21 protein-coding genes are annotated in these 25,919 nt (G+C 49.5%); 8 read left to right on the top strand and 13 right to left on the bottom strand.

The annotated features are described in order from the left end of the window. Positions 1-28: 28 nt before the first annotated feature. From NC796_RS06445 to NC796_RS06395, 11 genes are all read right to left on the bottom strand, one after another. Complete coding sequence (locus tag NC796_RS06445) at positions 29-1,120, bottom strand: COX15/CtaA family protein (protein ID WP_310683158.1); 1,092 nt, start codon at positions 1,118-1,120, stop codon at positions 29-31. A gap of 1 nt (position 1,121) precedes the next feature. After that, positions 1,122-2,498, bottom strand: a complete 1,377-nt coding sequence (hemN, locus tag NC796_RS06440; protein ID WP_310683156.1) for an oxygen-independent coproporphyrinogen III oxidase — start codon at positions 2,496-2,498, stop codon at positions 1,122-1,124. 156 nt (positions 2,499-2,654) lie between these two features. Continuing rightward, the gene (locus tag NC796_RS06435; RefSeq protein ID WP_310683154.1) at positions 2,655-4,463 is read right to left on the bottom strand and encodes a hypothetical protein; all 1,809 of its coding nucleotides are present in this window, start codon (positions 4,461-4,463) and stop codon (positions 2,655-2,657) included. Between the two features lie 488 nt (positions 4,464-4,951). Further along, a complete protein-coding gene (locus tag NC796_RS06430; RefSeq protein ID WP_310683152.1) occupies positions 4,952-5,350 on the bottom strand; it encodes an Rrf2 family transcriptional regulator in 399 nt (132 codons plus the stop codon). Positions 5,351-5,471: 121 nt separating this feature from the next. Continuing rightward, entirely contained in the window at positions 5,472-6,422 is a 951-nt protein-coding gene (locus tag NC796_RS06425; protein WP_310683150.1) for an iron-sulfur cluster assembly protein, read from the bottom strand. A 21-nt stretch (positions 6,423-6,443) separates the two neighbouring features. Continuing rightward, positions 6,444-7,544 (bottom strand): tellurite resistance/C4-dicarboxylate transporter family protein, encoded by a 1,101-nt coding sequence (locus NC796_RS06420; protein ID WP_310683148.1) that lies wholly within the window; start codon positions 7,542-7,544, stop codon positions 6,444-6,446. Between the two features lie 136 nt (positions 7,545-7,680). Next, positions 7,681-8,412: a respiratory nitrate reductase subunit gamma gene (gene narI / locus NC796_RS06415; protein WP_310683146.1), complete on the bottom strand. Its 732-nt coding sequence runs from the start codon at positions 8,410-8,412 to the stop codon at positions 7,681-7,683. A gap of 12 nt (positions 8,413-8,424) precedes the next feature. Next, positions 8,425-9,096 (bottom strand): hypothetical protein, encoded by a 672-nt coding sequence (locus tag NC796_RS06410; protein WP_310683145.1) that lies wholly within the window; start codon positions 9,094-9,096, stop codon positions 8,425-8,427. A gap of 48 nt (positions 9,097-9,144) precedes the next feature. Further along, positions 9,145-10,689: a nitrate reductase subunit beta gene (gene narH / locus NC796_RS06405; protein ID WP_310683143.1), complete on the bottom strand. Its 1,545-nt coding sequence runs from the start codon at positions 10,687-10,689 to the stop codon at positions 9,145-9,147. A gap of 26 nt (positions 10,690-10,715) precedes the next feature. Then, a complete protein-coding gene (locus tag NC796_RS06400; RefSeq protein ID WP_310683141.1) occupies positions 10,716-14,333 on the bottom strand; it encodes a nitrate reductase subunit alpha in 3,618 nt (1,205 codons plus the stop codon). A gap of 12 nt (positions 14,334-14,345) precedes the next feature. Continuing rightward, positions 14,346-14,909: a hypothetical protein gene (locus NC796_RS06395; protein WP_310683139.1), complete on the bottom strand. Its 564-nt coding sequence runs from the start codon at positions 14,907-14,909 to the stop codon at positions 14,346-14,348. Positions 14,910-15,318: 409 nt separating this feature from the next. Between NC796_RS06395 and NC796_RS06390 the strand changes: the two genes are divergently transcribed. From NC796_RS06390 to glp, 5 genes are read left to right on the top strand one after another with little or no spacing between them, the layout of a single operon-like run. Next, a complete protein-coding gene (locus NC796_RS06390) occupies positions 15,319-15,873 on the top strand; it encodes a molybdenum cofactor guanylyltransferase (protein ID WP_310683137.1) in 555 nt (184 codons plus the stop codon). Beyond that, entirely contained in the window at positions 15,836-16,840 is a 1,005-nt protein-coding gene (gene moaA / locus NC796_RS06385) for a GTP 3',8-cyclase MoaA (RefSeq protein ID WP_310683135.1), read from the top strand. The genes NC796_RS06390 and moaA overlap by 38 nt, the downstream gene beginning before the upstream one ends. 2 nt (positions 16,841-16,842) lie before the next feature. Then, a complete protein-coding gene (locus tag NC796_RS06380) occupies positions 16,843-18,078 on the top strand; it encodes a putative sulfate/molybdate transporter (RefSeq protein ID WP_310683133.1) in 1,236 nt (411 codons plus the stop codon). 20 nt (positions 18,079-18,098) lie between these two features. Then, positions 18,099-19,022: a bifunctional molybdenum cofactor biosynthesis protein MoaC/MoaB gene (moaCB, locus tag NC796_RS06375; RefSeq protein ID WP_310683131.1), complete on the top strand. Its 924-nt coding sequence runs from the start codon at positions 18,099-18,101 to the stop codon at positions 19,020-19,022. Between the two features lie 12 nt (positions 19,023-19,034). After that, the gene (gene glp, locus NC796_RS06370; protein WP_310683129.1) at positions 19,035-20,240 is read left to right on the top strand and encodes a gephyrin-like molybdotransferase Glp; all 1,206 of its coding nucleotides are present in this window, start codon (positions 19,035-19,037) and stop codon (positions 20,238-20,240) included. Positions 20,241-20,267: 27 nt separating this feature from the next. Here glp and NC796_RS06365 read toward each other — a convergent pair whose 3' ends face one another. After that, positions 20,268-20,714: a molybdenum cofactor biosynthesis protein MoaE gene (locus NC796_RS06365; RefSeq protein WP_310683127.1), complete on the bottom strand. Its 447-nt coding sequence runs from the start codon at positions 20,712-20,714 to the stop codon at positions 20,268-20,270. A 35-nt stretch (positions 20,715-20,749) separates the two neighbouring features. Beyond that, complete coding sequence (locus tag NC796_RS06360) at positions 20,750-20,977, bottom strand: MoaD/ThiS family protein (protein ID WP_310683126.1); 228 nt, start codon at positions 20,975-20,977, stop codon at positions 20,750-20,752. A gap of 238 nt (positions 20,978-21,215) precedes the next feature. Here NC796_RS06360 and NC796_RS06355 point away from each other — a divergent pair, with 238 nt between their 5' ends. From NC796_RS06355 to NC796_RS06345, 3 genes are read left to right on the top strand one after another with little or no spacing between them, the layout of a single operon-like run. Next, positions 21,216-23,210 (top strand): multiheme c-type cytochrome, encoded by a 1,995-nt coding sequence (locus NC796_RS06355; RefSeq protein ID WP_310683125.1) that lies wholly within the window; start codon positions 21,216-21,218, stop codon positions 23,208-23,210. A gap of 12 nt (positions 23,211-23,222) precedes the next feature. After that, positions 23,223-25,031 (top strand): CRTAC1 family protein, encoded by a 1,809-nt coding sequence (locus NC796_RS06350; RefSeq protein ID WP_310683124.1) that lies wholly within the window; start codon positions 23,223-23,225, stop codon positions 25,029-25,031. Positions 25,032-25,039: 8 nt separating this feature from the next. Then, positions 25,040-25,918, top strand: a complete 879-nt coding sequence (locus NC796_RS06345) for a tetratricopeptide repeat protein (protein WP_310683122.1) — start codon at positions 25,040-25,042, stop codon at positions 25,916-25,918. The last annotated feature ends 1 nt before the right edge of the window (position 25,919 follow it).

Below are 25,919 nucleotides of genomic sequence, written 5' to 3'. Positions count from 1 at the left end.
TCCATAATTTCCAATATGCTCATGACCTTCACACCGGTTGCCGGGTTTTAAAACCTGGCCTCTTGCTTACCGGCTCTGCCTTTTTATAAGTTGAACCCACCTGCATCAGTTCATGGTGGTACAGGACCCACAAGAAAAGCACGGTCAGCGCGCCGGCCTGGTGTGCGACTCCCATCACGATATGCACGTGCGACAGGATCGTCACAATGCCAAGCAGGTACTGAAGGAGTACCACTGCCAGCAGCCATCCCGCTTTCCGTGTTAGCTGACCGATTACATCTGTTTTATAATTCTTCCACCAAAAACCCATGGCGATCAATCCCAGGGCCGTAGCCAGGATGCGGTGCACCCACTGTACCGTACCGGGATTCTCCACCAGGTTTACCAAAGCCGGGTCCAGGGTCCAAGCGTTACGGGGCAGCCAGGCACCGTTCATGGCGGGAAAGGTATTATAGATGTAACCGGCATCAAGACCTGCGGTAAAGGCGCCCCAAATTACCTGGATGGCAAAAATGATTACAAAACTATACGACCATCGCTTCAGAGCCGCCGCTTGAGGGAACTCTTTTCGCGGAGACCCAGCATTCAAATCCAGCGCATACCAGGCGCAAAAGCCCATAAGTATCATCGCCAGCACCAGGTGCATGGCCAGCCGGTAATGACTGACATAGGGCAGATCCACCAGCCCGCTTTTTACCATGAACCAGCCCATGCCACCCTGCAGTGCTCCCAGCCCAAAAAGAATCCATGCCCGTTTCAACATCTTTGAATTGAAGTACCTGCGGATCCAGAAGTAACCGAATGGAATCAGGAATACCAGCCCGATAACTCTTCCCAGCAGGCGGTGCAGGTATTCCCAGAAGAAAATGGCCTTAAATTCCGCCAGTGACATGCCCGCATTTATTTGCTGATATTGCGGGAACTCTTTGTAGCACTCAAAGGCCGTCATCCATTCGGCTTTGTTGATGGGCGGGATGGCTCCCATAATCAGGCTCCAGTCAGACATGGAAAGGCCGGAGTCCGTAAGGCGGGTGATACCGCCCACAAGTACCATCACAAAAATAAGCAGGGCTCCCGTCCACAACCACCGTCGAATCCATTTACGTTGATGGGAGGTCATATTACACTGTTTTGGAGTACCGGCGGGCACTGCTCTTTAGATTCAGGTAGTAGTCAAAGCACATCGCAATATTGCGCAGGAAGAGGCGTCCCTTTTCGGTGATAACCAGGCGATCCGGTAATACGTTAATCAAACCGTCCTGTTCAAATTCGCGGAGGCGCTCCAACTCGTCCCTGAAATACTCTTTAAACCGGATATTCCAGCGGGATGAAATGGCATCGAAATTGACGCCCATATTGCACATAATCTTCATGATGACCTCCTTGCGCAGCCGGTCATCCTGGTTCAGCTGCAACACCTTGAATACCGGTGCTTTATTCTCATCCAGCTGTTCATAATATTCAGCAAGATCCTTGGTATTTTGCCAGTAATAGTTGCCCACATTGGAAATGCCGGACATGCCGAATGCATACAGGTCGGCCCCGGCCAGTGTGCTGTATCCCTGGAAGTTGCGCTGCAGGGTGCCATTGTCCATCGCCCGGGTAAGTTCCTCCCCTTCACGCGAAAAGTGATCCATCCCGATAAAGCGGTAGCCGTTTTCGGTAAGATGCGAGATACTGAGCTGCAGCATGCCCAGCTTCTGGTCTGTTGAGGGCATATCCTCCTCGTTCAACAGCTTCTGGGCGGGCATCATGCTGGGGATGTGGGCATAGCTATAGACCGCCAGACGGTCGGGCTTGAGCTGGAGCACATCATCCATCGTTTTCTGAAATGTCTCGAGCGTTTGCAGCGGCAGCCCGTAAATCAGGTCAAAGTTGATGGAACTGATCCCTACCTCGCGCAGCCACTCGGTGACCCGGCAGGTTTGTTCGAATGGCTGGATCCGGTGAATCGCCTGCTGTACCTCCTCGTTGGTATCCTGTACGCCCAGGGAGGCACGGTTGCATCCGATGGCTGCTAGCATTTGAATGTGCTCGCGCGTGCAGCGGCGGGGGTCGATCTCCACCCCAAACTCCGTTTGTCCGGTAAGATTAAACCGGCTGTGGATCGCTTCGCCCAAACGCTGCAACTGTTCCGGGTCCAGAAACGTGGGCGTACCCCCACCAAAATGGACCTGCACTACCTCGGAATCCGGATGCAGCAGGCCCGCTACCTGATCCATCTCCATCTCAAGGTAATCGAGATACCCGTCACCGCGGTCTTGGTCTTTGGTGATCACCTTGTTACAGCCACAATACCAGCAGAGCGAAAAACAGAACGGGATATGAAAATACAGGGACACGCGATGCGGCCCGGAATTCCGATTTACCAGGTAGCGGTGCAACTCCTCCACATCCTCTCGCCCGGCATCCTGAAACTGTACGGCCGTGGGATACGAGGTATATCGGGGACCCTGCACGTTGTACTTTTTTATAAGATCGATGTCTACGTCAATCATCGCGTTGTCTTCCAGGGGATTCTATCTCATCTCTATATTCTTATTTGTAACATTACCGAGTACAAGCGAGACGCTTGCGCAAGCTATAGGTATGTATATTTTACTTGAAAAACTGGTGCGAGCGTCCTGCTCGTACCACTGATATTTCAATTATGCTCAGGCCTCAACTGCCACGCGCCCTTCCAAACGATCCAAGATTGTAGTCAATCGTTCTCGCTGCCTGCTGACCGTTTCGGGAATCGAAGCCAGGTTTTCGTCCTGGTAAGGAGTGTCCTGCGCTATTTCAAGGCAGTATTCCATGCCTTCTTCAAGATTTGTTTGGATCTTTTTTAGCTTTTTGATATTTACGGGATCATCCGGCTGTTCGGCAAGCTCTTCCACGTAATCCACATACAGGGTAATCTCCTTGGCGAACATATGGGGCCGCCCTTCAGTGGCGATCGAATCGATACACCCGTAAATATGATCAACCATTTGGCGAAGGGTGTATTCCCCGTCATAATACGCAAGATTGGGGCCCGGACAGATAGACTGCGGTGCCCGGTGTTCTGCCAATATTCCTAAATTTATAAGTGCCCCGTTGCCCAGGTGATCGCACAGACACGCCTTGTTCAGCACTTTTTCGCGTTTTTGTTCTTTTTCCTCTTCGGCCATTTCGCTCCGGGCAATCTGGTCGAGTTTGAGCAGCTGGTACTGGGTGGAAGCCGTACAGATAGGCTGTTCGGTGAACTCGGTATTCGATTTCAGGAAGCCTTTCGGACACGGGGAGCCCGGTTTCCCCTTCTCAATGCGCTCCTGGTGCCACTGCTCCGACCCGGTGTTTCGCACGTTGTTAAACGGCACGCCCAGCGGCGATACTCCGCTTAGATACAACTGCTTTTCGCCCGCATTTTTTAACAACCGGCGTGTTGGTTTATCCACGGTTGTGGCCTCGGGGACCAGCAGGAACGGGCTGCCCCAGCCGGTGGCATCCATGCCAAAATCTTTGAGTAGGCGCTCAGCCTCACCGCTAACGCCAATGCCCCCCTGTACGGTAAGCCGGGGCTCGGTAATTTCCCAGTCTTCAGAAAAACCACCGGCATGCTTTTCATAATAATCTTCTACCAGCGGCTGCACAGCCTTCACGAGCTGGTCTTTTTTCTCCCGGAACTCGCGCAGCAGGCTCGGCAGCAGGTGTCCGTCGGAGGGAAACGCGTGCCCGCCGCAGTTTAATCCGGATTCGATGCGATATTCAAACACCTCCAGCCCCTTCTTGGCCAGGTATTTACCCTGAATCAGCGCCGACCGAAAATCGCTGACTTTCAGGATAATCCTCTTTTTGATTGCTCCGGCTTTATCCCGGTAAAAATCCTTGAACTCCGTAATGTAGTTGTAGAGTCTTGGGTTGAATCCGGCGGATAGTATCAAACTGGAGGACACCTTGCTCCTGGCGTATCCGCGGAGGGCAGCGCTGGCATCACTAAATTCGTCGCTCATCGGTATATCATCCTTGGTGTAATTCAGCTTATCCACCTTGGCCATGATATTTACATCGATGGAACCGGGTTTCATCAGCCGGGAAAGTTCAACCGCCAGGCGGTCGCGCAGGCTTCCCTTCTCCGTATTCGTCAGCTTGTTGTATTTCTCTTTAAGCGTGCTGCTGTCAGGGAGCATCTCGAAATATTTCGACTTGTCATTCTTTTCAAAAAAGGGCTGATTCCTGATATCCGAGAATTTTTCCTGGACAATTTCCTGTACGGTATCAAGATAAGCGGTTATACGCCGGGCGCGCCCATCCTCGGCATTGCGGGAAATATTGGTGTAATCATAGTCAAATTTGTCGCAGTAATACTTCCGGATTTTTTCGACCAGCAGATCATCAACAATAGAGATTACGGAATCGATGCCGTATGGTCCGACCCGGATGGGAGAATCGATAGAATGGCCTGTACCCATAACAGGTATATGGAATAGATGTTCAGACATGCTTAAATAACTGATAAATTAAACTTGTAACAAGAAGGAAAAGATACGCAAATTCTATTAAAGAATAAATACTCTTTTAACTTATACCCATTTTGTGGTGCCAGTAGGATTTGGGGAATTAAAAAATCTGCAACTATACCTTTCGTACCTCCTGTATGCGGCATCCGTGTCAAATGACCCGTATATCTCTCTGATCCGACCAAGTGATGAACTGGTTCTTTCCAATCCTTTCGATGACAAAAATTATTTCAGGAGCTGACCCGGGAAGGACTGGCTGATCGAATGTGCGCTTGGGCTACCGGGGTGAGGTACGGTCAAACTCTGTCTTCTGCACGAACAGTGGACTGACATGCCCAAGGAGATTCGGAAGATGCCGGAAAAATTACACTTGCAGAGCTTGTTCAAAAAGGGAAAGAGGGCAGAAGGCGAATTACAAAGACGGCAAATTTAATAGGGAGTAAATGTTTCGACTGATTAAATTATGGAAGTCACTTTGAAACCCCTTCCAGGGTTTTATGCTCCGCCCACTGCTGGAAGGTGCGGTTGAGTTCTATCCATTGATCGTGTAACGGACATGTCTCATTGTCACCGCAGTCTTCCCAGCCAAAAACGCAGTCATCGATGCAAAAGGAATATCCCACGGCCTCAAGAATCATTTTAAAGGTGATTTCCGAAGGATACTTTTTTAATTTAAATCCTCCTTGAGGCCCCTTCAGGGAATCAACCAGGCCGGTATCTACTAATTTTTTCAAGATTTTAGGCACATAAAAACGTGGCACATTAGATATTCTCGCTAATACCTTAGACTTAATATATTGATCATCATTTTTAAGAGCCATACATCCCATTACTCTTAAAGCGTATTCAGCGGTATTCGGTAAATGCATACTTTCCCTCCCATATTTGGTTACCTGGTACGATGATTTAACTTTTTTACATAATCCTTTAAGGCTATCTTTATTTTAAAGCCAATAAAATAGTATTGGTCTATGAAATTTAATGGGACTCCTAATTTTGGTGAACAGCCTTGTCCCCTTCCATATCTTCAAACTCCTGATCACTGATCAGCGAACAAGCCAGCGGAAAAAGCGTCCTGTTTTCTCGCTGGATATGCAGCCGTAAAGCCTCGATCAGCTGCACACCCTGTTCAAATACCAAGTCGGAGACGATAGATTGCGAGCGGATGTCGGGCAGGCGGTGTGCAAGGCCGAGGAAGTTGAAAATGAGCGTGCTGAACTGGATGAATTTGACGTGCTCATCCTCCATAACCTCGACCGCATTTCGCGGCTCCTCATCCGAGATATATTTGTTTTCCTGCTGGCTGTGCTCTCCCGATTCCAGTAACCGCTGTTTCAGCAACGGAAAAAGCTTCTCCTCTTCATCGCGGTTATGGGCCAATACGGTGTTATCCATAAACGTAAAAAAGCGGCTGAAGGCCTTGTTAATCTTCTCATCCATCACCCATTTATTCTTCTTAAACTGGATCAGGGCTTTTTCAAAGCTGTCGATTTCCTCCAGACACTCTTCATGTTCATCCACATATCTTTGCAGGATGCCGGGCATCTCCTCAGAGGGAACAGGATCGACGGTAGAGGGTGGCGTGTAGTTGTCGGAATTTGGACCATCCATATTCATTGGATTCGGGCCGTTTTCGAACGCATGAACGTCACGGTTCTGAACTTCACGGTTCTCAACTTCTTTCTGGCGAAAGGTGTTCACGCGCGTTTGTATATCCAGTACCAGTTCATCATCCACATAACGATGAATGGTATCACGGCACAGCTCCTTGAGCTTCGACTCAATTTTCGGCGCCTCTTCTGCAAGTTCAACAGTAAAAGTCACATACTTTTCCTGAACAATGATATCCCGGATGTAATCAAGCGTAACCAGGTCTTTTCCAAGGTTTGGGTGGATTACATGGGCTAAGGCGTTTCTTATTTGCTGCTTTTTTATAGACATGACAGTTGGTTATATGCAGAATTAGGATTCACTAAAAACAGTATGAACGTCGGTTGAGCTCAGATCCCTGAAGATCATCCGTACCAGGCCCATAAAAATGGCAATCCAGCTTGCGATCGCTATATAGATAAACACCCGGGGGACCGTAAACAGAAAATGGAGATCCAATGCCTCGGCCAGCCGCCACGTGCAGGCGGTGTACATGCCAAGAGGGAAAACCATGCCCCAGTACGACGGGTCATAGCCTCCGGACTGCCAGGGAAACGGTACGTCATGCACCACATGTCGCCAGTAACCAAGAATCAAAAGTAAGGGTATCCACCAGGTGCCGATACTCCAGAAAAAGAGCGTAAAGCCTTTTAAAAAGGGCTCCACACTTATCAGAAACGGGGAACCTTCCGAATAGAGTAACAGGGTGGATCCTGCAAGAGTGGTTATGGCAACCGCTCCCATATTTATCCAGTAAGGAGGACTTAAATCTTCTGGAGAAAGCTTGAAAAATGAGAACCGATAAAAGATCAACGTGATAACCAAAATATAGAGCATACATCCGGCAAGGAATATACAGGTCATCAAGAAAAGCAACAGTTCCTCCAGGGGACCTGTAGTACTGGCAAGGTAGGTTCCCAGAATGGCAACCGATTGTGTAGCAACAATAGCAATGAGCCACGCTCCACTAATCCCTTTTTCCAAATTGGGAGGGACTTCTTTTACTGTAATAGCTGTAAAAAAAGTATAACTGATAACAAGCCATAGTAAAGTTCCGAGTCCCCACAAAGACGTTGAGATAACGATATGATCTGTAAACAGGTAGTATTGACTTCCCAAAATGTTGGTGCCCGCTATTACTGTAAAAAATCCGGGTCCTTTAAGGTGATCAAAAAGATCCTCTTTAAATTCAGGTAAACAGTAGTACAGTCGCAAAAGAAGGCATATTAGCAGGAAGAAGTAGAAAAAATTGTTCAATACAAAAAGTGAATTAGCTATGGTAAAAAAACCCAGCAAATGTGCCGCTATAGATACGATGCCGGTAGCCATGACAAGAGCAAAATAGCCAGGAAACAGATCTTTGATGCCATAATTATAAATATACCTTTTAATAATATTTAGCCTGGCTATCATATTGAACTATAAATTTGTGAGAATATGTGATATATGCCTGTAACACATATGATATAGCCAAAATTAATGATTTAGTAAATATTGCACTTTGTTCAGGTATATTCCTGATATATTCTTCTTATCTACCGGTTTAATTCTAATTATTTTGAGGAGGCACGTTGTTTTCCGTAGCCCGCTGTGGATCCCGAATTTTCTTGCGGTCCCAGTACCAGCGCACTACCTGGTAAGGCCGCCAAATATAGGGCAGCGGATAAACCAGCAGGTGTATTAGTCGTGTAAACGGGATGATCAGGAAAAGCACAAACGCCCCGGCAATATGGATTTTAATCATCCATGAGGTGTTTTCCAGGCCGCTTATATCGGGAGAAAGGCTAAAAATGGACCACAGGTAGGGTGTGAGTACGCTGGCAAACCAGGAGGAGCCCCACCGTTCCGAATAGGCAATCAGAAGTCCGGTTATTGTTTGGAGCAATAGCAACGCCAGCAAAAATATATCCATCTTACTGGTTACGGTTCGGATACGCGCATTCGTCGCCCGCCTGTATATGAGCGCGCAAAGCCCGAAGAGTACGGCCAATCCAAAACCAAAGGCGGTTACTTCCAGGATGATAAGCCGTACGGGCTCGCTGTTCCAGGCCAATACGCTCCGGGGGATCAGAAATGCGGTTAAATGGCCGAAGAACAGAAACAGCAGTCCCCAGTGGAACGGCTGCGAGCCCCAGAAAAGCTTGCGCCCTTCCAAAAATTCCGACGAAAGTGAAGACACCGTAAAACCGTTGGTTCGATAGCGATACATACTGCCTCCAATCAGGATGAACAGTGCCAGGTAGGGGAGTACAATAAATAACAGGATGTCTAGTGCTTCCATTGTAAGCCGGATTTAGAATTTATTATTCTTTTTTTGATTCTTGAATTCATTCTTAACCGATTCCATAAAATCCCTACCTTCTCCAGGCGTCACCTTTTCGACATCCGGAAAATCGATATCGAGGATTTTTCGTACAACCTGGATCGGAATTTTGAAGCGTGTAACCTCCTCGATCTCTTTAGAGAGTACGGTTTGATGAAACTTTTGATAGGTTTCATCTTTTTCATTGATCCGCCTCATGGAGAATTCGTCGACCATGTTATCCAGGGCCGGTTTTAACAGGTACCCGACCATATGGTCAAGCTTTTCCCGATCGTCGAGATGGGGGATCAACTGCAGCATGTTGGGCAGCCGGTCGGCCAGTTCGCCCCTGCTGTCGATGCCCGCTTCGTGCAGCTCTTGGTTCAGATTAGCCAGTATTTTACCCCTGGTGTAATCCTCACCGAACAGCACATACCCCACATCCATGCAGCAAAGGGCCTGGATGTCGAAGGTGCGCATATATATTTCCTCGATCCTTCTAGACGGCGTTTTTGTAACAAAATCCTCGAACGCTGCAAAATCATCTACTAATTCGGGATAGTCGGCCTCCAGAAAATCACGGCATTTTTTCACCTTCTTCCTGTAGTCTTCACCGGGAAAGTAAAAGAGTTCTGCTAATGTTAGGTAGTGCGAGTATTTCATAAAAACACTGATTTGCTCGTAAGATTATAACTCTTCTATTAATTTGGGTTACAATCCTCTTGCCGGTTGTGCCTTGAATCCAAATCCGGCATTTCCTTTTTTATCGGCCGTATTCTCTAGCAGCTCATCGGCCTCTTCACGGTGAGCCGGGGGAATGACAAACCGCTGATCGAAACTGGGCAGCGAAGTAAGCTGGTAGATCGCTTCGGCCTCGTCGCGGGTCATATCCAGCTCTGCAAGCATGTTATCAACTTTTTCTTTATCCATATCCCCGACTGTCACATCTCTGCGGTGCAGGCGTACAACCATTTCTTTTAGGATGGTCTTTTTAACAAGTTCAGTGTCTCCGGCACTAAAGAGGTTGGCCATATACTGCATCGGAAACCGGGCCTCATCAATTTGCTGGAACAGCTCGGTAGTGGTGGTATTATAAAGCTCGCGTTCCCACTGTTTGGCCTTGGGGTTCATCTTGTCGCGCTGACCGGCATCGCTCTCCCCCAGCACGCCCATTACGGGAAGCAACGGTGGAACGTAAAAAAGCGAGGGAAGCGTACGGTATTCCGGGTGCAGGGGCAGCGCAATCCCCCATTCCTTCACAAATTTGTACACCGGTGATTTTTGGGCCGCTTTAATGGTGGAGTGGTGAACTCCGTTCTCTTTGGCTAGTTCTATGATTTTCGGGTCATGGGGATCCAAAAGAATATCCATATGGCGTTCAACCAGCTTATCTTCGTCGGCCGATGCCGCCCATTCAATGCGGTCCGCGTCATACAGCATCACGCCCAGATACCGGATGCGCCCCACGCAGGAGTGCATGCAGGCGGGCGCTTCACCTGCTTCCAGTCGCGGATAACAGAGCACGCATTTTTCCGATTTGCCCGTGTGCCAGTTGAAGTAGGTTTTCTTATAGGGACAGGCCGTCACGCACATACGCCAGGCCCTGCAGCGATCCTGGTCAATCAGTACGATACCATCTTCTCCCCGTTTATAGATGGCACCCGAGGGACAGGATGCGACGCAGGCCGGATTCAGGCAGTGGTTACAAATACGCGGAAGGTAGAACATCGCCATCTGATCGAGCTGGAACATCGCCTCCTGTTCGGCTTCGGTCAGATTTTCGAGATTGGGATCTTTGCGGGCATAGTCCGGGGTACCGCCGAGATCGTCGTCCCAGTTGGGTCCCGCCTTGATATCGATCGGCTCGCCGGTAATGAGTGAAACGGGCCGCGCCGTGGGCTGGTCATCGCCTTCGGGCGATTCTATCAGGTCGTTGTATTTATAGGTCCAGGGCTCATAGTAGTCGTCGATAACCGGAAGGTTCGGGTTGTGAAAGATATTCATTAGACCCTTCGCTTTTCCGGCTCCTTTGAGCCGTACGCTGCCATTCTGCTTTTCCCAGCCGCCTTTGTAAATATCCTGATCCTCCCACTTGGTGGGATAACCGGTGCCCGGCTTGGTTTCCACATTGTTCCACCACATATATTCGGCTCCCTTTCGGTCGGTCCACAGGTTTTTACACGCGATGCTGCACGTATGGCAACCGATACATTTATCAAGGTGAAAAACCATGGCTATTTGTGATCTGATATCCATAATGTCTGGGTTTTTAAAAGTCGTTTTTAAAATTCTACCTTGTCCATTTTCTTCACGAACACGTGGGTGTCGCGGTTGACGCCGGTCGGACCCCAATAGTTGAAATGATAGGTAAACTGTCCATACCCGCCGGCCAGCAGGTTGGGCTTCAGCCGGGTGCGGGTAAAGCTGTTGTGCCCGCCGGCCCGCCGGTTGCCGCGTCCCTCTGATTTAGGGATCGAAATCGTCCGTTCGGGAACGTGGTAAACGATACAGACGCCGCGCGGTATCCGTGTACTGACGGCTGCACGCGTACAGAAAACGCCGTGATCGTTATAGACCTCCACCCAGTCGTTGTCCTGAATACCGAGTTCTTCGGCATCCTGCTCATTGATCCAGCAAGGCTCTACACCGCGCGACAGCGTCAGCATGCGCAGGTTATCCATATAGGTGGAGTGAATGTGCCATTTGCCGTGCGGCGTCAGGCAGTTGAACATCCGGCCTTTGCCTTGTTTAACCGTTTCTTTCAGATCACCGTAGGCTTCGGGACGGGGAGAGGGTTTGTATGTAGGCAGATGTTCGCCGAAGGCATGGTACCAGTCGTGATCGTGATAGAACTGCTGGCGTCCGGTGAGCGTTCTCCAGGGAACCAGCCGTTCTACATTATAGGTGAAGGGAGCATACGCCCTGCCGTTGTTGACGATGCCCGACCAGACCGGGGAGGTATTATATCGAAACGGCTGGGCCTGCAAATCCTTATAGGTTTTACGGGTATCCCTGTTGACCTCTCCCAGATCTTTGAGTGCCATGCCCGTTTGTTTTTCTTCATTTTCGTATGCCCGGACAGCCAGCTCTCCGTTGGTCAGCGTAGATAAATTCAGAACCGCATTGGCCGCATCTTCATCCTCTTTAATGGAAGGATATTTCTGCCCATTGAATTGTTCCACGGGCATGTCTTCGATGAGCATTTCATCATACACATCAGCCGCATCGTAGTGGCTGCCGTGAGCGCCCAGGCCGTTTGTTTTAATATTGGGCCCGAGAGAGATATACTTGTTATAGATCTGCGTATAGTCGCGTTCTACAATTTTAAACTTGCCGGTTGTTTTGCCGGGCTCAAATTCACACTCTCCCCTGTACCAATCCCTGGCCTCGGGCTGCGACACCTCGTCTGGCGTATCGTGATCGAGGGGGGAATGGATCACATCTTTTACCGGATCCGGCATGTAGCCTTCAGCCAGTTCGCTCGTTTTTTCGGCTATATCCTTAAAGATCTCCCAGTCGGTACGCGCCTCCCATACCGGGGCAACCGCCTGGGAAAGCGGGTGGATAAAGGAGTGCAGGTCGGTACTGTTGAGATCGGCCTTTTCGTACCACGAAGCCGCGGGCAGCACGATATCGGAATACAGGGCCGAGGTATCCATCCGGAAGTTAAGGTCCACAACCAGGTCCATCTTTCCTTCGGGAGCCTGCTCCCGCCATTTTACTTCCTGTGGGGTTTGATCATCCGCATCTTTGGCTATGGTATTGGAATGCGTGCCGAGGTAATGCTTCAGCGCGTATTCGTGACCTTTCATACTGGAAAGCAGGGCGTTACCTCTCCAGATATACCAAACGCGTGGCCAGTTTTCTTTCGCCTCCGGATCCTCAATAGCATATTCAATTTCTCCGTTTTTGAGCTTGTTAGCCACGTAGTCTGCTATTTCCTCATCCGTTTCCGCCCCATTCTCTTGGGCTTCTTTGGTCAGCTCAAGTGGATTCTCGTTAAACTGCGGATAATAGGGCATCCACCCCATACGGACCGCTCTGAAGATCAAATCGGCCGTGTGCGACTGCGTCAGTTCGTTTTCTGGAGCCGTGTGATAATCCGAGGAATAGCCGTCATACCGATACTGGCAGGAATTTATATAATGCCAAAGCGGAGCCTGCTGCTGGCGCTTGCCTTTGTGCCAGTCCTGCGCAAAGGCAATGTTGCTCCAGGAATCTACCGGAGCCAGCTTTTCCTGGCCCACATAGTGTTCGAGTCCCCCGCCGTTGACCCCCACACAGCCGCAAAACATAAGCGCATTGATCCCGGCCCGGTACATCAGGTTGTTATGATACCAGTGGTTGATACCGGCGCCGATAATAATACAGCATTTGCCGTTGGTGGATTCGGCAGTCCCGGCCCATTCTCTTGCAAACTGAATAACGGTCTTCCGGTCGATACCGGTAAACACCTCCTGCCAGGCGGGCGTATAGGCCCGGTCTTGATCATCATAATCTTTCGGATAATCTCCACCCAGGCCTCGGTCAACGCCATACTGGGCCATGAGCAGATCGTAAACCGTTGTAACCGGGATTTCCTCTCCATCATCGGTTTCAAGATAGCGAACAGGGACTTCGCGGTTGTGCGTTGCATTGAGCCCGAAATCCTGCTGTTCAACCATCAGCGTACTGTCATGATTGCCAAGCAGGCTGAGCATCGGGTCATAGGGCGTATCGTCTTCCCCGTCTTCAAATTTCATATTCCAGTTACCGGGGGTATCGTCCCAGCGGTGCCCGGCACTGCCTTTGGGCATCACCGGCTCACCGGTTTCAGCATCATAATTCAGAAACTTCCAGTCGCCTTTTTCCACATCCTTGTACTTCGAAATTCTGTTTGCCCGGACAAACTTACCCGGTACAAACTTGTCTCCATCCTTCTTTAACTCTATTAAATAAGGACAGTCGGTGTACTTCTTATTATACTCTATGAAATAGGGCGTTTTTTTCTCGTGGTGAAACTCCTTGAGGATGACGTGGTTCACCGCCATCCAGAAGGCTCCGTCCGAACCGGCGTGTACGGGAACCCACTGGTCGCCGTATTTTGACACCTGGCTGAAGTCAGGCGAAAAGACCACCATCTTGGAACCGTTGTGGCGCGCCTCGGCGGCAAAGTGGCAGTCCGGCGTACGGGTCATGTTCAGGTTTGAGCCCATCACGGCGATAAACTTGGAGTTGTACCAGTCGGCGCTTTCACAGACGTCCGTCTGTTCGCCCCAGGTTTCCGGTGAAGCCGGCGGGAGGTCGCTATACCAGTCATAGAAGCTGAGCGTGTGTCCGCCCATCAGCTGCGTAAACCGGGCCCCGCTGGCATAGCTGAGCATCGACATGGCGGGAATAGGAGAGAAAGCGGTAAGCCGGTCCGGGCCATGATTTTTGACCGTGTGCAGGTTCGCAGCCGCCATTATCTCGAGCACCTCGTCCCATTTAACGCGCCGAAACCCACCCTTGCCGCGTGCTTTGTGATAGCGGTCACGGCGGTCCTTATCATTCTGAATATTTTGCCAGGCTTGGATGGGGTCGCCCGTTTTTTCCTTCTCCTCGCGGTACATATCAATGAGCGCCCCGCGAATCAGCGGATATTTAATCCGGATGGGACTGTACAGATACCATGAAAAAGAGATTCCCCGCTGGCATCCCCGCGGCTCATAGGGCGGGAGCCCCTTTTCAAGTTCCGGGTAATCAAGCGCCTGGTTTTCCCAAACCATAATACCTTCTTTCACAAATATTTGCCAGCTGCAGCCACCGGTACAGTTAACGCCGTGCGTACTGCGAATACGCTGGTCATGCTGAAATCTTCCCCGGTAAAATTCTTCCCAGCTTCTCGTTTCGGGATCGACAATATCTTTTATCCAGCTCATAATTGATTCGGTTTAAACGGATTGCGTTTGTCTTTTATAGATACTCTTGTTCACGGTCTCTTTTTTTCGGTTCCACCAGAAAATCCATATTGATCCGATAATGAATAGGAACACCGTGAGTCCGGCCCACAGGAAACCGATCCCGGCCAGTGCAGGTGATGCTTTGGCCGTGTCACCGGCATTCATGGAGCGCATATAAGCAATTATTTTGTCGGCCTCCCCTTCCGTAATCGGATGGTCTTCATAGGCCGCTTTCATGAATTTCATATGATCAAATGGAATTTCCAGCAGTCGTTGCTTCAAGGCATCGTCCGGCAATCCGGCAAAGCCGGTGATGTTTATGGCAAGTGTTCCTCCGCTGACAGGCAGTTTGGGATCGTCAATAGAATGACACGAAATACAGCCCGGTCCGCCATTGTCCAGCCGCATTTCGCCGGTAAAGAGTTTTCGTCCCAGTTCAGCTTGCTGTTGCAGGGAGTCTGACTCCGATGCCTGAAGTCCCATTGTTACCGTCGTAAAACAGAATAACAGCAACAGTAAAAAAGGTAGGTTGATATAAATGTGTTTATCTATCATAATCCCTCTGTTTGTTGAGCAGTTACAGAATATTCGAAAACATTCCGGGAATCTCGCAAAACCGGTGTCCCTTTAACACCCTTTGAAATCACTTCGTAATGGTGACCAAACCTGTTTGCGGTTTAACCCAGCTAAAAAAATTCCACCCATTAATGCAGAATTGAGATATCAACAGTTCAATTCTGAACAAAATCCCCGGTTATCAAAACCTTCTTATATGATCCCTGAAATTGGGACTATCAATTATCCGCTTTCCATCACTGATTGCATTTCTTATTATAAAACATGATAAATTAAGATAAAAGAGTATTTTATATAAATAGCTGATAATATCTAATTTAGATTCATTTTAAGTAGTGAGCTGAATTGAATTTAGGATGCAGCGTTAAAGATGGGAATACTCGACAGAATGAATGCATACATACTTGCCGGTGGCATGAACCAGAGGTTTGGAGGTGACAAGGCTCTGTATCGTTACCGTGGGAAATCTCTAATTACGTATCCGGCCGATCGATTCGCGGCGCATTTTAATAACCTGGTGATTATTGCCAAGGATTCAGCCCCGTATACCGATCTGAAATATATTGTCCTGGAGGACCTGCTATCATACAAGACGCCACTGGCGGGTATATATACAGGGCTATGTCATACTGATATCGACTGGAACTTTTTTCTGGCCTGTGACATGCCACTGATCACCTTGAAGGCTGTTGACAAGCTTGCCCGGACTATACCGCGGACGTCAGCGAACTGCGAAGTTATCATCCCTCGAAGCCCGGAGGGACTGCAACCGCTGGCAGCATTTTACCACAAATCACTGGCCGATGTGTTTATGAAAACGGCTGAGCAGGTCCGTTCGCTGAAAGACTTTTTACTTTGCCGAAGTGCCGAAATTGTTGATTTTGAATCTGACAAACCTTTTACCAATGTCAATAGCAGAGAACAACTCAAGCATCTTGATTGACAACCACGGGCGCAGAATGGATTACCTGCGTCTGGCGGTAACCGACCGCTGCAACCTCCGCTGCCAGTACTGTATGCCCGAACAGGGCGTGAAGCATGTGCCGCATGACAATATTTTAAGATGGGAAGAGATGCTCCGGCTGTGTCGTATACTCGTTGACCACGGATTACGAAAAATACGGATAACCGGCGGGGAGCCGTTTGTTCGTAAAGACCTGGTTCCTTTTTTGGCCGAGCTCGCAAAGCTGGAACCACGTCCCCAAATCGGAATCACCACCAATGGGGTGTTGCTGGACCGGTACCTCGATCAGCTTGAAGAAGCTGACATCAAACATCTGAACATCAGCCTGGACAGCCTTTCGCCGCAGATCTACAAAAAAATAACCCGCAGAAACAATTTTAAAGAAACATGGAATTCTCTGCTAAAGGCAGTGAATCGTGGATTTAATGTGAAGACCAACACGGTACTGCAGCCAGGGCTTAACGATGATGAAATTGAGGATTTTGTAAAACTAACCAAATCGTTGCCGATAACTGCGCGTTTTATTGAGCCGATGCCTTTTTCGGGCTCCCCGGATCATGAATTCCAGGAATTTTCCGGCTATAAAATCAAGGAGCGCCTGGAGAAAGCTTTTGATATTAAGCCGTTAAATAAAAATGACAGTCGGGTTGCTACTCTGTACAAAGTGAAGGGGTATGCAGGCAGAGTAGGAATTATATTTGCCTTTTCGCGTACTTTTTGCGACAGCTGCTCGCGGATGCGCATTTCGGCACAGGGACAGATGCGAACCTGTCTATATGGGCAGAATGTACTCGATCTCAGGGAATTGCTCCGGTGTGGTTCTTCTGATAAAACGATCATTAACGCCATTAACAATGTACTGCAAAAACGCTTTAAAAATGGTTTTGAGGCGGAAAAACACCGGACAAAATCACTATTCGAAAGCATGTCGGCTATAGGAGGATAACGATGCCGCCCGTTAAAAAAAAGAAAAAAGAGGAAAGCCTTAAAAACGCCTTCGGGCGAAGTGAATTCGCCGGTGCAATGGGCGATCTCGGCACAACTATACCGCTCGCTTTCCTTCTTGTCACAAGTGTGGGTTCTCCCGCGGCGCGCATCTTTTTTCTGTGGGGCCTGGCCTATATAGCGGTGGGATGGTACTACAAGGTGCCGGTAAGCGTTCAGCCGCTCAAGGCGATGACGGTGATTGCGGTGACCACGGGATTATCTTCGAACCTGCTTTCATCGACGGCCGTCTTGTACGGATTGCTATTTATAGTGCTGGCGGCAACGGGATTGATAACATGGCTGCACCGGTGGTTTTCAAAAGCTCTTATTCGCGGTATACAGATCGGCATCGGTTTGTTGCTGGCCTATAAATCCTGGGAGCTCATATCAAGGCATACGCTGTTCCTGAATGGAAGCGGCGATATCGGCTACTGGACCTATCTACTTGCTGCGGCCGTTCTTGCAATATTGCTTTTCAGCTTCAGACGGCTGAACCGGACGGCAGCTCTTGAGCTTATTGTGGTGTGTATAGCAATATCATTTCTTATCGGTGTTTCGGCTGTGCCGGCCGGCGGATCAGGGAGCGCCTGGCAATGGACCCTTCCGGACTGGTCACCATGGTGGAATATCGTGGCCCTGCTGGTAATTCCCCAGCTGCCTTTAACACTGGGGAATGCGGTATATGCGGCAAATGATGCCTGCCATGAGTTCTGGCCGGATCGCTCGGAGAAGGTAAGTATAACAAAACTTGCTTCTACTATCGGTTTGATTAACGTGGTTATCGGCCTGTTCGGGGGATTTCCCATTTGTCACGGTGCAGGCGGTATCGCGGCACACAAGCGATTTTCCGCCCAAAGCGGCGGGGCCGTAATTATTATCGGCGCCCTGTTTGTTTCGATCGCTCTGTCCGGTAGTTTAAGTACGGTCTTGTTCCTCATTCCCATTCCCGTATTGGGAGTGCTGCTATTGTTTGATTCCTGGCAGATGATCACCTTTGCATTCCGGCAGGAGCAGGTAAACCAGATAGCCGTTGCCCTGACCGTCGGCGTGCTGTCGTTTGCCACGCACAATCTTACGATAGCGCTTTTGGTAGGACTGCTTTTTGAATGGGGATTGAATTTTTGGTCTGTAAAATTAAGACTGCCCGATTGGATAGGACGCCTTTACGAATCGGGCCGTAGTAAAATGGAATTATAAACAGAGATGAAACTTTAGACATGATAAATATCAGTCACAAAACAGATACGCTTCGTCGAGCCAAGGCCACCGGCAAACTGTTGCTGGATGCCGATACGGTACAGCTGATTCGCGACAAGAAGGTCAAAAAGGGAGATATCCGTGAGATCATAAACATTGCGGGCATCCGGGGGGCCAAGGAAACACCCGACTGGGTGCTGTTCGCACATCCTATTCCTATTGACGGGGTTGACATAAAGACTGAAATATTGGATGACGGGCTCATAGTGACGGCGGAAGTGGAAACCGTGTGGAAAACAGGCGTAGAAGTCGAGGCGGTAACCGCCGTAACCAGTGCGCTGCTGAATGCCCTGGATGTGCTGAAGCCCCATACTGATGATATGACCATGACCGATATTCGGGTGGTTCGTAAAAAGGGCGGAAAGAATGATTTCAGGGAGCAGTTTGATCCACCGCTGAATGCTGCCGTGCTGGTTATCTCTGATTCGACTTATGAGGGAGATAGGAAAGATAAATCTGGAAAAATTATTTCTGGGCTTCTTGAAAAATATGAGATCGAAATTGATACCTACGACGTGCTGCCCGATGATAAAGACATGATACATGATAATGTCCGTCAGCTCATCGAAAGGGAAGTGAACCTCATTATCACCACCGGAGGAACGGGCTTTGGACCCAAGGATATGACTCCCGAAGCGGTGCGATCGCTGATTGAGAAACCGGCTGAAGGGATTGCCGAGCAGATGCGCAGTTATGGTTCTGAGCGGACGCCCTATGCCATGCTTTCCCGCGAGGTAGCCGGCATCAGCAATAACAGCCTGATTATTACCATGCCCGGCAGCTCCAATGGCGCTCGTGAGTCAATGCAGGCGCTCTTCCCGGGAGTACTGCATATTTTTCGAATGATGTGGGGCGGCGGACATGCCCCACCTGAAAATCAGTAAAAAAGATTTAGTATGATATCTATAGATAAGGCAAAAGAGCTTGTAATTGAGCACCGATTAGATCGAAAAACGGTGCAAAAGAGACTACTGGAAGCGGAAGGCAGAGTGTTGTCCGTTCCGGTAAAAGCTCCGTTTGGTTCCCCGCAGTTTGATAACAGCGCAATGGACGGTTTCGCCTTGCGATGGGATGATGTAGCTGATAACGATAAGCCGACGCTAGAGATAGCTGGTGAAAGTCGCGCGGGAGAACCATGGCAAAGTAAGGTAAAAGATGGTCAGGCGGTACGGATCAATACCGGTGCCGTAGTACCCAAAGGAGCGGATACGGTTGTGCCCGTTGAGAACTGTACCGTTGACAGTGGATTCGTCTCCATTAATAAAGCGCGAAAAAAAGGAGATAATATCCGCTATAAGGGAGAAGAGTATGAAAAGGGTGATCTGCTGTTCGAAAAGGATCTGTTGCTTAATCCCGCAGTGATCGGTGCGTTGGGCAGCATTGGCATGGGCAGTGTGGAAGTGTATAAACCGCCTAAAGTTACAATCATGGTAACAGGAAGCGAGCTGGCGGATGTGGAACAGGATGAGCCGTTAAAGCCGGGACAAATTTATGATTCCAACCGTCCCATGCTGTATAGCTTTTTGAAAAAAGCAGGCGTTGAGGAGATTGATACCATGCGTGTAAAAGATGACCGCGACTCCACCCGAAAGGCTATAGCAGCGGCGACCGAACATACGGACATGATCATATCGACCGGCGGGGTTTCAGTGGGACCGCACGATCACATTCCTGCGGCTTCAAGGGATGCAGGCTTCACAACCGTCTTTCATAAAGTGGCCCAAAAGCCTGGGAAGCCAATTTACTTTGCGCATCGGGACGACTGCCTATTCTGGGGACTGCCCGGGAATCCCGTATCAGCCTTTATGACGTTCACCTATTATGTATATCCCGAAATCTGTTATTACCTCGGCAGGGATACCGACTTCAGGAGTCATATTGGAAGGCTGGATAAAACGATTAACAACCACCGAGAGCGCAGCGTTCTTATGAGGGTAAACGGTGCAGTAAAAGACCGAGAATTCACCATTCAGCCTATTAAACGGCAGGGATCTCACATGCTTCTGGCACTAACGCAGGCTAACGGCTTTATAGCAGTGCCGCCTCAAACGGAATGGAAGCAGGGAACTGAGGTAACTTTCCATTATTTCCCATGGCAGTAGATGGTATCAGGCAAGTTGCCAGGATGGCTATTCATCAAAATTATTTTCTTTCCATTGATACCCCTCATCACCTAAAAGCTCTCTGCCCCAGATGGGGAACTGCTTTTTGATAAAGTTTACGGCATCCCGACAGGCATTTATTGCTTCTTTTCGGTGTTCGGCCGTTACGATCACAAAAAGAGAAACTTCTCCCGCTGGAACGGTTCCCAGACTGTGAAAAACCTCAATAGTCCGGAGTGGATAGGTATCAAAAAGCTCTTCCTTGATCGACTCATATTCCTTTAGAACCATCTCCTCATAGGCGGTATATTCAATGGCATGGACGCGTTTTTCATCTATAGGATCATTACGCACTTGTCCCAGAAAAATGGAATGAGCTCCGGCTCGTAGATCGGTTTGCTGTTTGGCGATCTGCGTGGAAACCAGATCCGGGGGAATGGATCCATCTATAAAAAGTGAGTGATCTTTAGACATTTTGATCGCGATTAGAATCTTCTTTTAGTGATGGGTTACCCGCCGGAAAAAGGCGGCAATAGTGCAATTTCATCACATGGGTGCAGCTCGGTTTTACCGGATATGACTTCGTGATTGACGGCAATCAAAAACTGGTGGTCTTTTAACTCAGGAAATCGGGTAACTAACAATTCGATAAGTTTATCAGTAGTAGGCTGGTTCTCAACTTCAACGTGGTTTTTACCGGCTAAATCTACCAAATTCCCAAACAGTTGTATCTTCATAGTTTCGTTATTAGAAGTTTTATTCTCATCCCATTACCTCAATATGAAAAATAAAATCTGATTGATCACATCCGCAAACGCTTATTGAGAATAAATTTATATTTGGTTATATATTAAGACAAAATAGTATTAATACTTTATATGATCAACGACAGTGGTATCCAGAAATATTTATAATACTGACAGTAAATGGACCCGTCCATTACTCATCATGGTGTCCGGTTTTCTTTTATTTGAAATGATAACCGGTCTTATCATCTATTTTCTGCCGTTTAGCATCTCTACTCAGGTCTCTATTATCGTTCACACAGTACTTGGGGTTGCCTTCTGCATTCCCTACCTGATCTACCAGGCACAGCACTGGTGGGCCTACCGAGACCGTCCGCTTAACGAAATCAAGTTAACCGGCTACGTATCGATGGTTTCAGCTCTTTTAGCCATCATTTCGGGCCTGGTGATCACATGGCAGGCGTTGTTTACAACGGCTGTAAGTGCAACCTGGGACAAGCTCCACCTGTTGGCCACGTTTATGCTGCTGGCTTCGGTACTGCCGCATGTGGGATTGATCCTAATCCGGGATTACAAGGCCCGAAAAAATCCGGCCATGAAATCCAGGCTTCGCTCTGAAAAATCCTACGGCATCAACAACCTGCTGGCTGTTCTTGCACAGTTCGCCCTGATATTCTTGTTTGTTTACGCCTTTGAGCCTGTACAGATAAACAACGAACTTCCAGAAGATTATCACCATCTGAACGGCAGCAACAATCGGCCGTTTGCTCCCAGCCTGGCCACCACCACGACCGGTGAAGGCATTGATGAACGTCTGCTGGGCGGTTCCGAGTCGTGCACCACTTCCGGCTGCCACAGCGATATCGGGAAAGAGTGGGAAGCCAGTGCTCACCGATACGCTGCGGAAGATCCCATCTTCCGGGCGATCCAGAATATGATGGGTAAGCAGAAAGGGCCCACTTCCACACGCTATTGCGGGGGATGCCATGACCCAATCTCCCTGTTTTCGGGCACCAAAAACCTGTTCAGCGACAGTCTGACCAATAAGATGGGTCTCCACGAGGGGATTTCCTGTGTATCCTGCCATGCCGTAAAAAAGGTAGATGTTTCCGGTAATGCCGACTATGTCATGGCCCTGCCCGAACGCTATATGTTCGAACTGAAGGATGGAAAAGCGGCCAAGGCGATCAGTGATTTTTTGATACGGGCCTATCCAAAAAAACACGTAGAGTCCTACCAGCGACCCCTCCTCAAAACACCGGAATTCTGTGGCAGCTGCCATAAGCAGTATATTGACGAAGAGATTAACAACGTGGGCTGGGTGCAGCTGCAAAACCAGTATGACAACTGGCGAAAAAGCAGATGGAACCATCCCAAACAGCCAATGAAAACCATTGAATGCCGCGAGTGCCACATGCCACTTGTAGATTCCAACGATCCGGCCAGCGGCGATCCGCTGGATTACAATCGGTCGAAAGATGACGGCAAGCACCGGAGTCACCGCTTCCTGGGAGCCAACCAGATGGTGCCCGGTATGCTGGATCTGCCCGGGGCCAGAGAACACCAAAAGCTGACTGAGCAGTGGCTGCGCGGCGAATTCGAAATCCCGGAAATTGCTGACAAATGGGTTTCCGGTGCCTCGGTGCCCATTGAACTGAATGCTCCCTCCAGCGTATCTCCCGGATCCAACCTGGAGTTCAATGTTACGATTACCAACAACAAGGCGGGCCACAATTTCCCCACTGGACCGTTGGACATGATCCAGGCCTGGCTCCAGATCAGCGTGACGGATCAGGATGGAGACACCCTCTTCACGTCCGGCATGCTGGATGAAAACCACTTTATAGAACCCGGTGCCTTTATTTTTAAAGCGGAGCCGGTGGACCAGTACGGCAATGTTATCGACCGGCACAACCTGTGGGAGATGGTGGGCGTCCGCTATAGCCGCGCGATCTACCCCGGGCACTCTGACAATGCACAATACACCGTAACATTACCTGATTCTATTGGAGCGCAACGATCTGTTGCCCTGAATGTAGACTCAGATCTTTTTTCCGGAGCCAGCTCGCTGCATATCACCGCGCGACTGCAGTACCGCAAAATTAACCAGTACTTGATGAACCTGTTTTTCGAAGATCAACAAGAGCATCCCACCGCCCCGATTACTACGCTGTCAACAGATAGTACAACCGTGCCAATAGGTTATTTGCACTCATCACGTTAACTGTTACAAGCCATGCCCAGACGCAAAAGAAATATTGTAATCACTTCCCTGTTTATCACGGCTGTGCTGCTGCTCTCGGCTTGGTTCATCTGGGAAGATAGTGCCAGCTCGCAACGTTACATACCTGGCCAACAGGTAGAGGGAGTTACCACACGGCTCGATCGCACCGTGCCCGACGACTACCAGCCGGTTACATTTCGGGATGCCACCAAGGAGTCGGGAATTAATTTTCATCATTTTAACCATGAACGCACCTCGCAGCTGGCGGAGGATATGGGCTCCGGCGCGGCCTGGTTTGATTACAATAACGACGGGTGGGATGACCTGTTTCTCGTCAACTATTCAGCCCCCTTTACCGGTGAACCGGTCTCGGATGTAACTCCCAACAACCGCTGCAGACTCTACAAAAATAATGGAGACGGCACGTTTACGGACGTCAGCCGGCAGTCCGGGCTGGACCTGGCGATACGCGGTATGGGCGCGGCCCCCGCCGACTTTGACAACGACGGCTGGACCGACCTCTTTATAACGGCCTACGGCCACAACCGTTTGATGAAAAACAATGGCGACGGGACCTTCACCGACATCACCGGGCAGGCTGGCCTTGGCGAGGCCGAACGGTTCTGGGCCGGCACTTCATGGGGCGATTATAACCGCGACGGCCACGTGGATCTGTACGTCACCGGCTATGTGGATTATGAAGACCTGAATCTACCCACCGATGAGCTGGCAGCAGAGGAACCGCCCAGTATCAACCCCTCCACGTTTGATCCGATCGGGAATCGGCTGTACCGGAATAATGGAGACGGCACCTTTACCGAGGTAACTGGCCAGGCGGGCGTTGCCAACAGGAACGGCAAAAGTCTCTCCGCATCGTGGGTGGACCTGAACCAGGACCTATGGCCCGACCTGTATGTAGCCAACGACGTTTCGGACAATGTGCTCTATCTTAACAATGCCGACGGAACCTTTACGAATGTAAGTCTCCGTGCGCACGTGGCAGATTACCGGGGCGCCATGGGGCTGGCCAGCGGCGACTGGGATAACGACGGGGACGCCGACCTGTTTATCACGCACTGGCTGGCCCAGGAAAATGCGCTATACACCAACCGCTGGAGGGACACCCTCCAAACCGGTAGCAGATCCGGCCGTACCCTTCGTTTTACGGACGATTCGGCCAACCACGGGTTGGGTCAGTCGTCCCTGGATTACGTGGGCTGGGCTACCTCCTTCATTGATTTTGACCTGGACGGCCGGCTCGATCTTTTCGTAGTGAATGGAAGCACCAACCAATACCCCGAAAATCCAGAGCGCCTGCGGCCGATGCCGGACCAGCTTTTCTGGAATGCAGGGCGAAACCGGGGCTTTTATGATGTGTCGTCGCAGAGTGGTCCCTACTTCTCCAAGAGATTTGTGGGTCGCGGGGGCGCCGTATCGGATTACAACCACGATGGAGACCCGGACCTTTTTATCCTGAATCACAACGATCAGGGGATTCTGTTGCAGAACAGTGCAGCGCGCGAGCGAAACTGGCTGGCCGTAACACTGGAAGGCACGTATAGCAATCGATCGGCCATCGGAGCACACCTGCGGCTGGTCAGTGGAGAGATGGTGCAGGTACGGCAGGTGGGATCACAAAGCTCCTATCTTTCCTTTAACAGCCTGAAACAATACTTCGGACTTGGCACCCGTGAACGGGTGGATACCCTCTCCATCCGGTGGCCCAGCGGCAAAACCGATACTTTCCATAACCTCGAACCCAACCAATTCCTCAACATAACTGAAGGTCATCCGGAAATTTCTGCCGTATCCATAAAATGAATTCCACCATGAAAAAAATCTGGTCCATCATCTTTTCCGTACTGGGCATCGCCTTTCTGATCATTACCTTTTTAAAATATGGACCGGAATCTGAACCGAAGAGCACGGAGGAGACAGCCCAACAGAAGAGCCTTAATAAAAAAGAAGTGGCAGTCGAATTCTGGGAGTTGTACAACGAGGCTTCGGATCTCCGCATTGCGAGGGACTATCAAAAAGCGGCCGAATATTACCGCAGGGCGCTGCAAAAAAAACCGGAACACCTGGACACGATCTATTACCTGGGGAACATGGAGCTGACCCTCGGAAATTTTGAAAGCGCGGAGAAGCGATGGAACTCGTTAATTGAGATAAATAATGCGAGCGCGCGCGGCCATGTGCAGCTGGGAACAGTTTACAGCTGTCGCCGGCTGGATAATCCCCTCTTTGACCTTCCCAAGGCGACCCGTCATTTTGAAAAAGCGTCAAGCCTGAATCGCGAGATTACCGGTCCCCTGCTGCAGCTGGCTAAAATTGACATCCTTAACCGGCGTTTTGATGATGCTGAAGAGCGACTGCTAGAAGTCACCAAAAGTAATTTCCGAAGCTTTGAGGGATTTTTTCTGCGGGGATACCTGGCCTGGAAGGCGGGAAATACCGCGGAAGTACAACGTCACCTGGGTAAAAGCCGGTCGATAGCTGAAGGCAGCGAAAAATTTGCCAACGTTGGAGAAGGGACGACCGACTCCGGTGAAGACCCGATGCTTGACAATGCCAGTCGTTGTGCTCTGCTTACGTCTGAAATTCAGACGATTTTGAACAGATATTTGATTGATAACTCATATAAACCAGATAAAATTTATGAGACCTTTGACAATATCATATCCTCCAACCATAAATCCCACCTATAAC

Origin of the sequence: Aliifodinibius sp. S!AR15-10 (assembly GCF_031569985.1) — a bacterium.
Lineage (GTDB): Bacteria > Bacteroidota > Rhodothermia > Balneolales > Balneolaceae > JAMQKA01.
The sequence above is the reverse complement of the archived record's forward strand: the minus strand, read 5'-3'. Positions and strand labels throughout refer to the sequence as shown.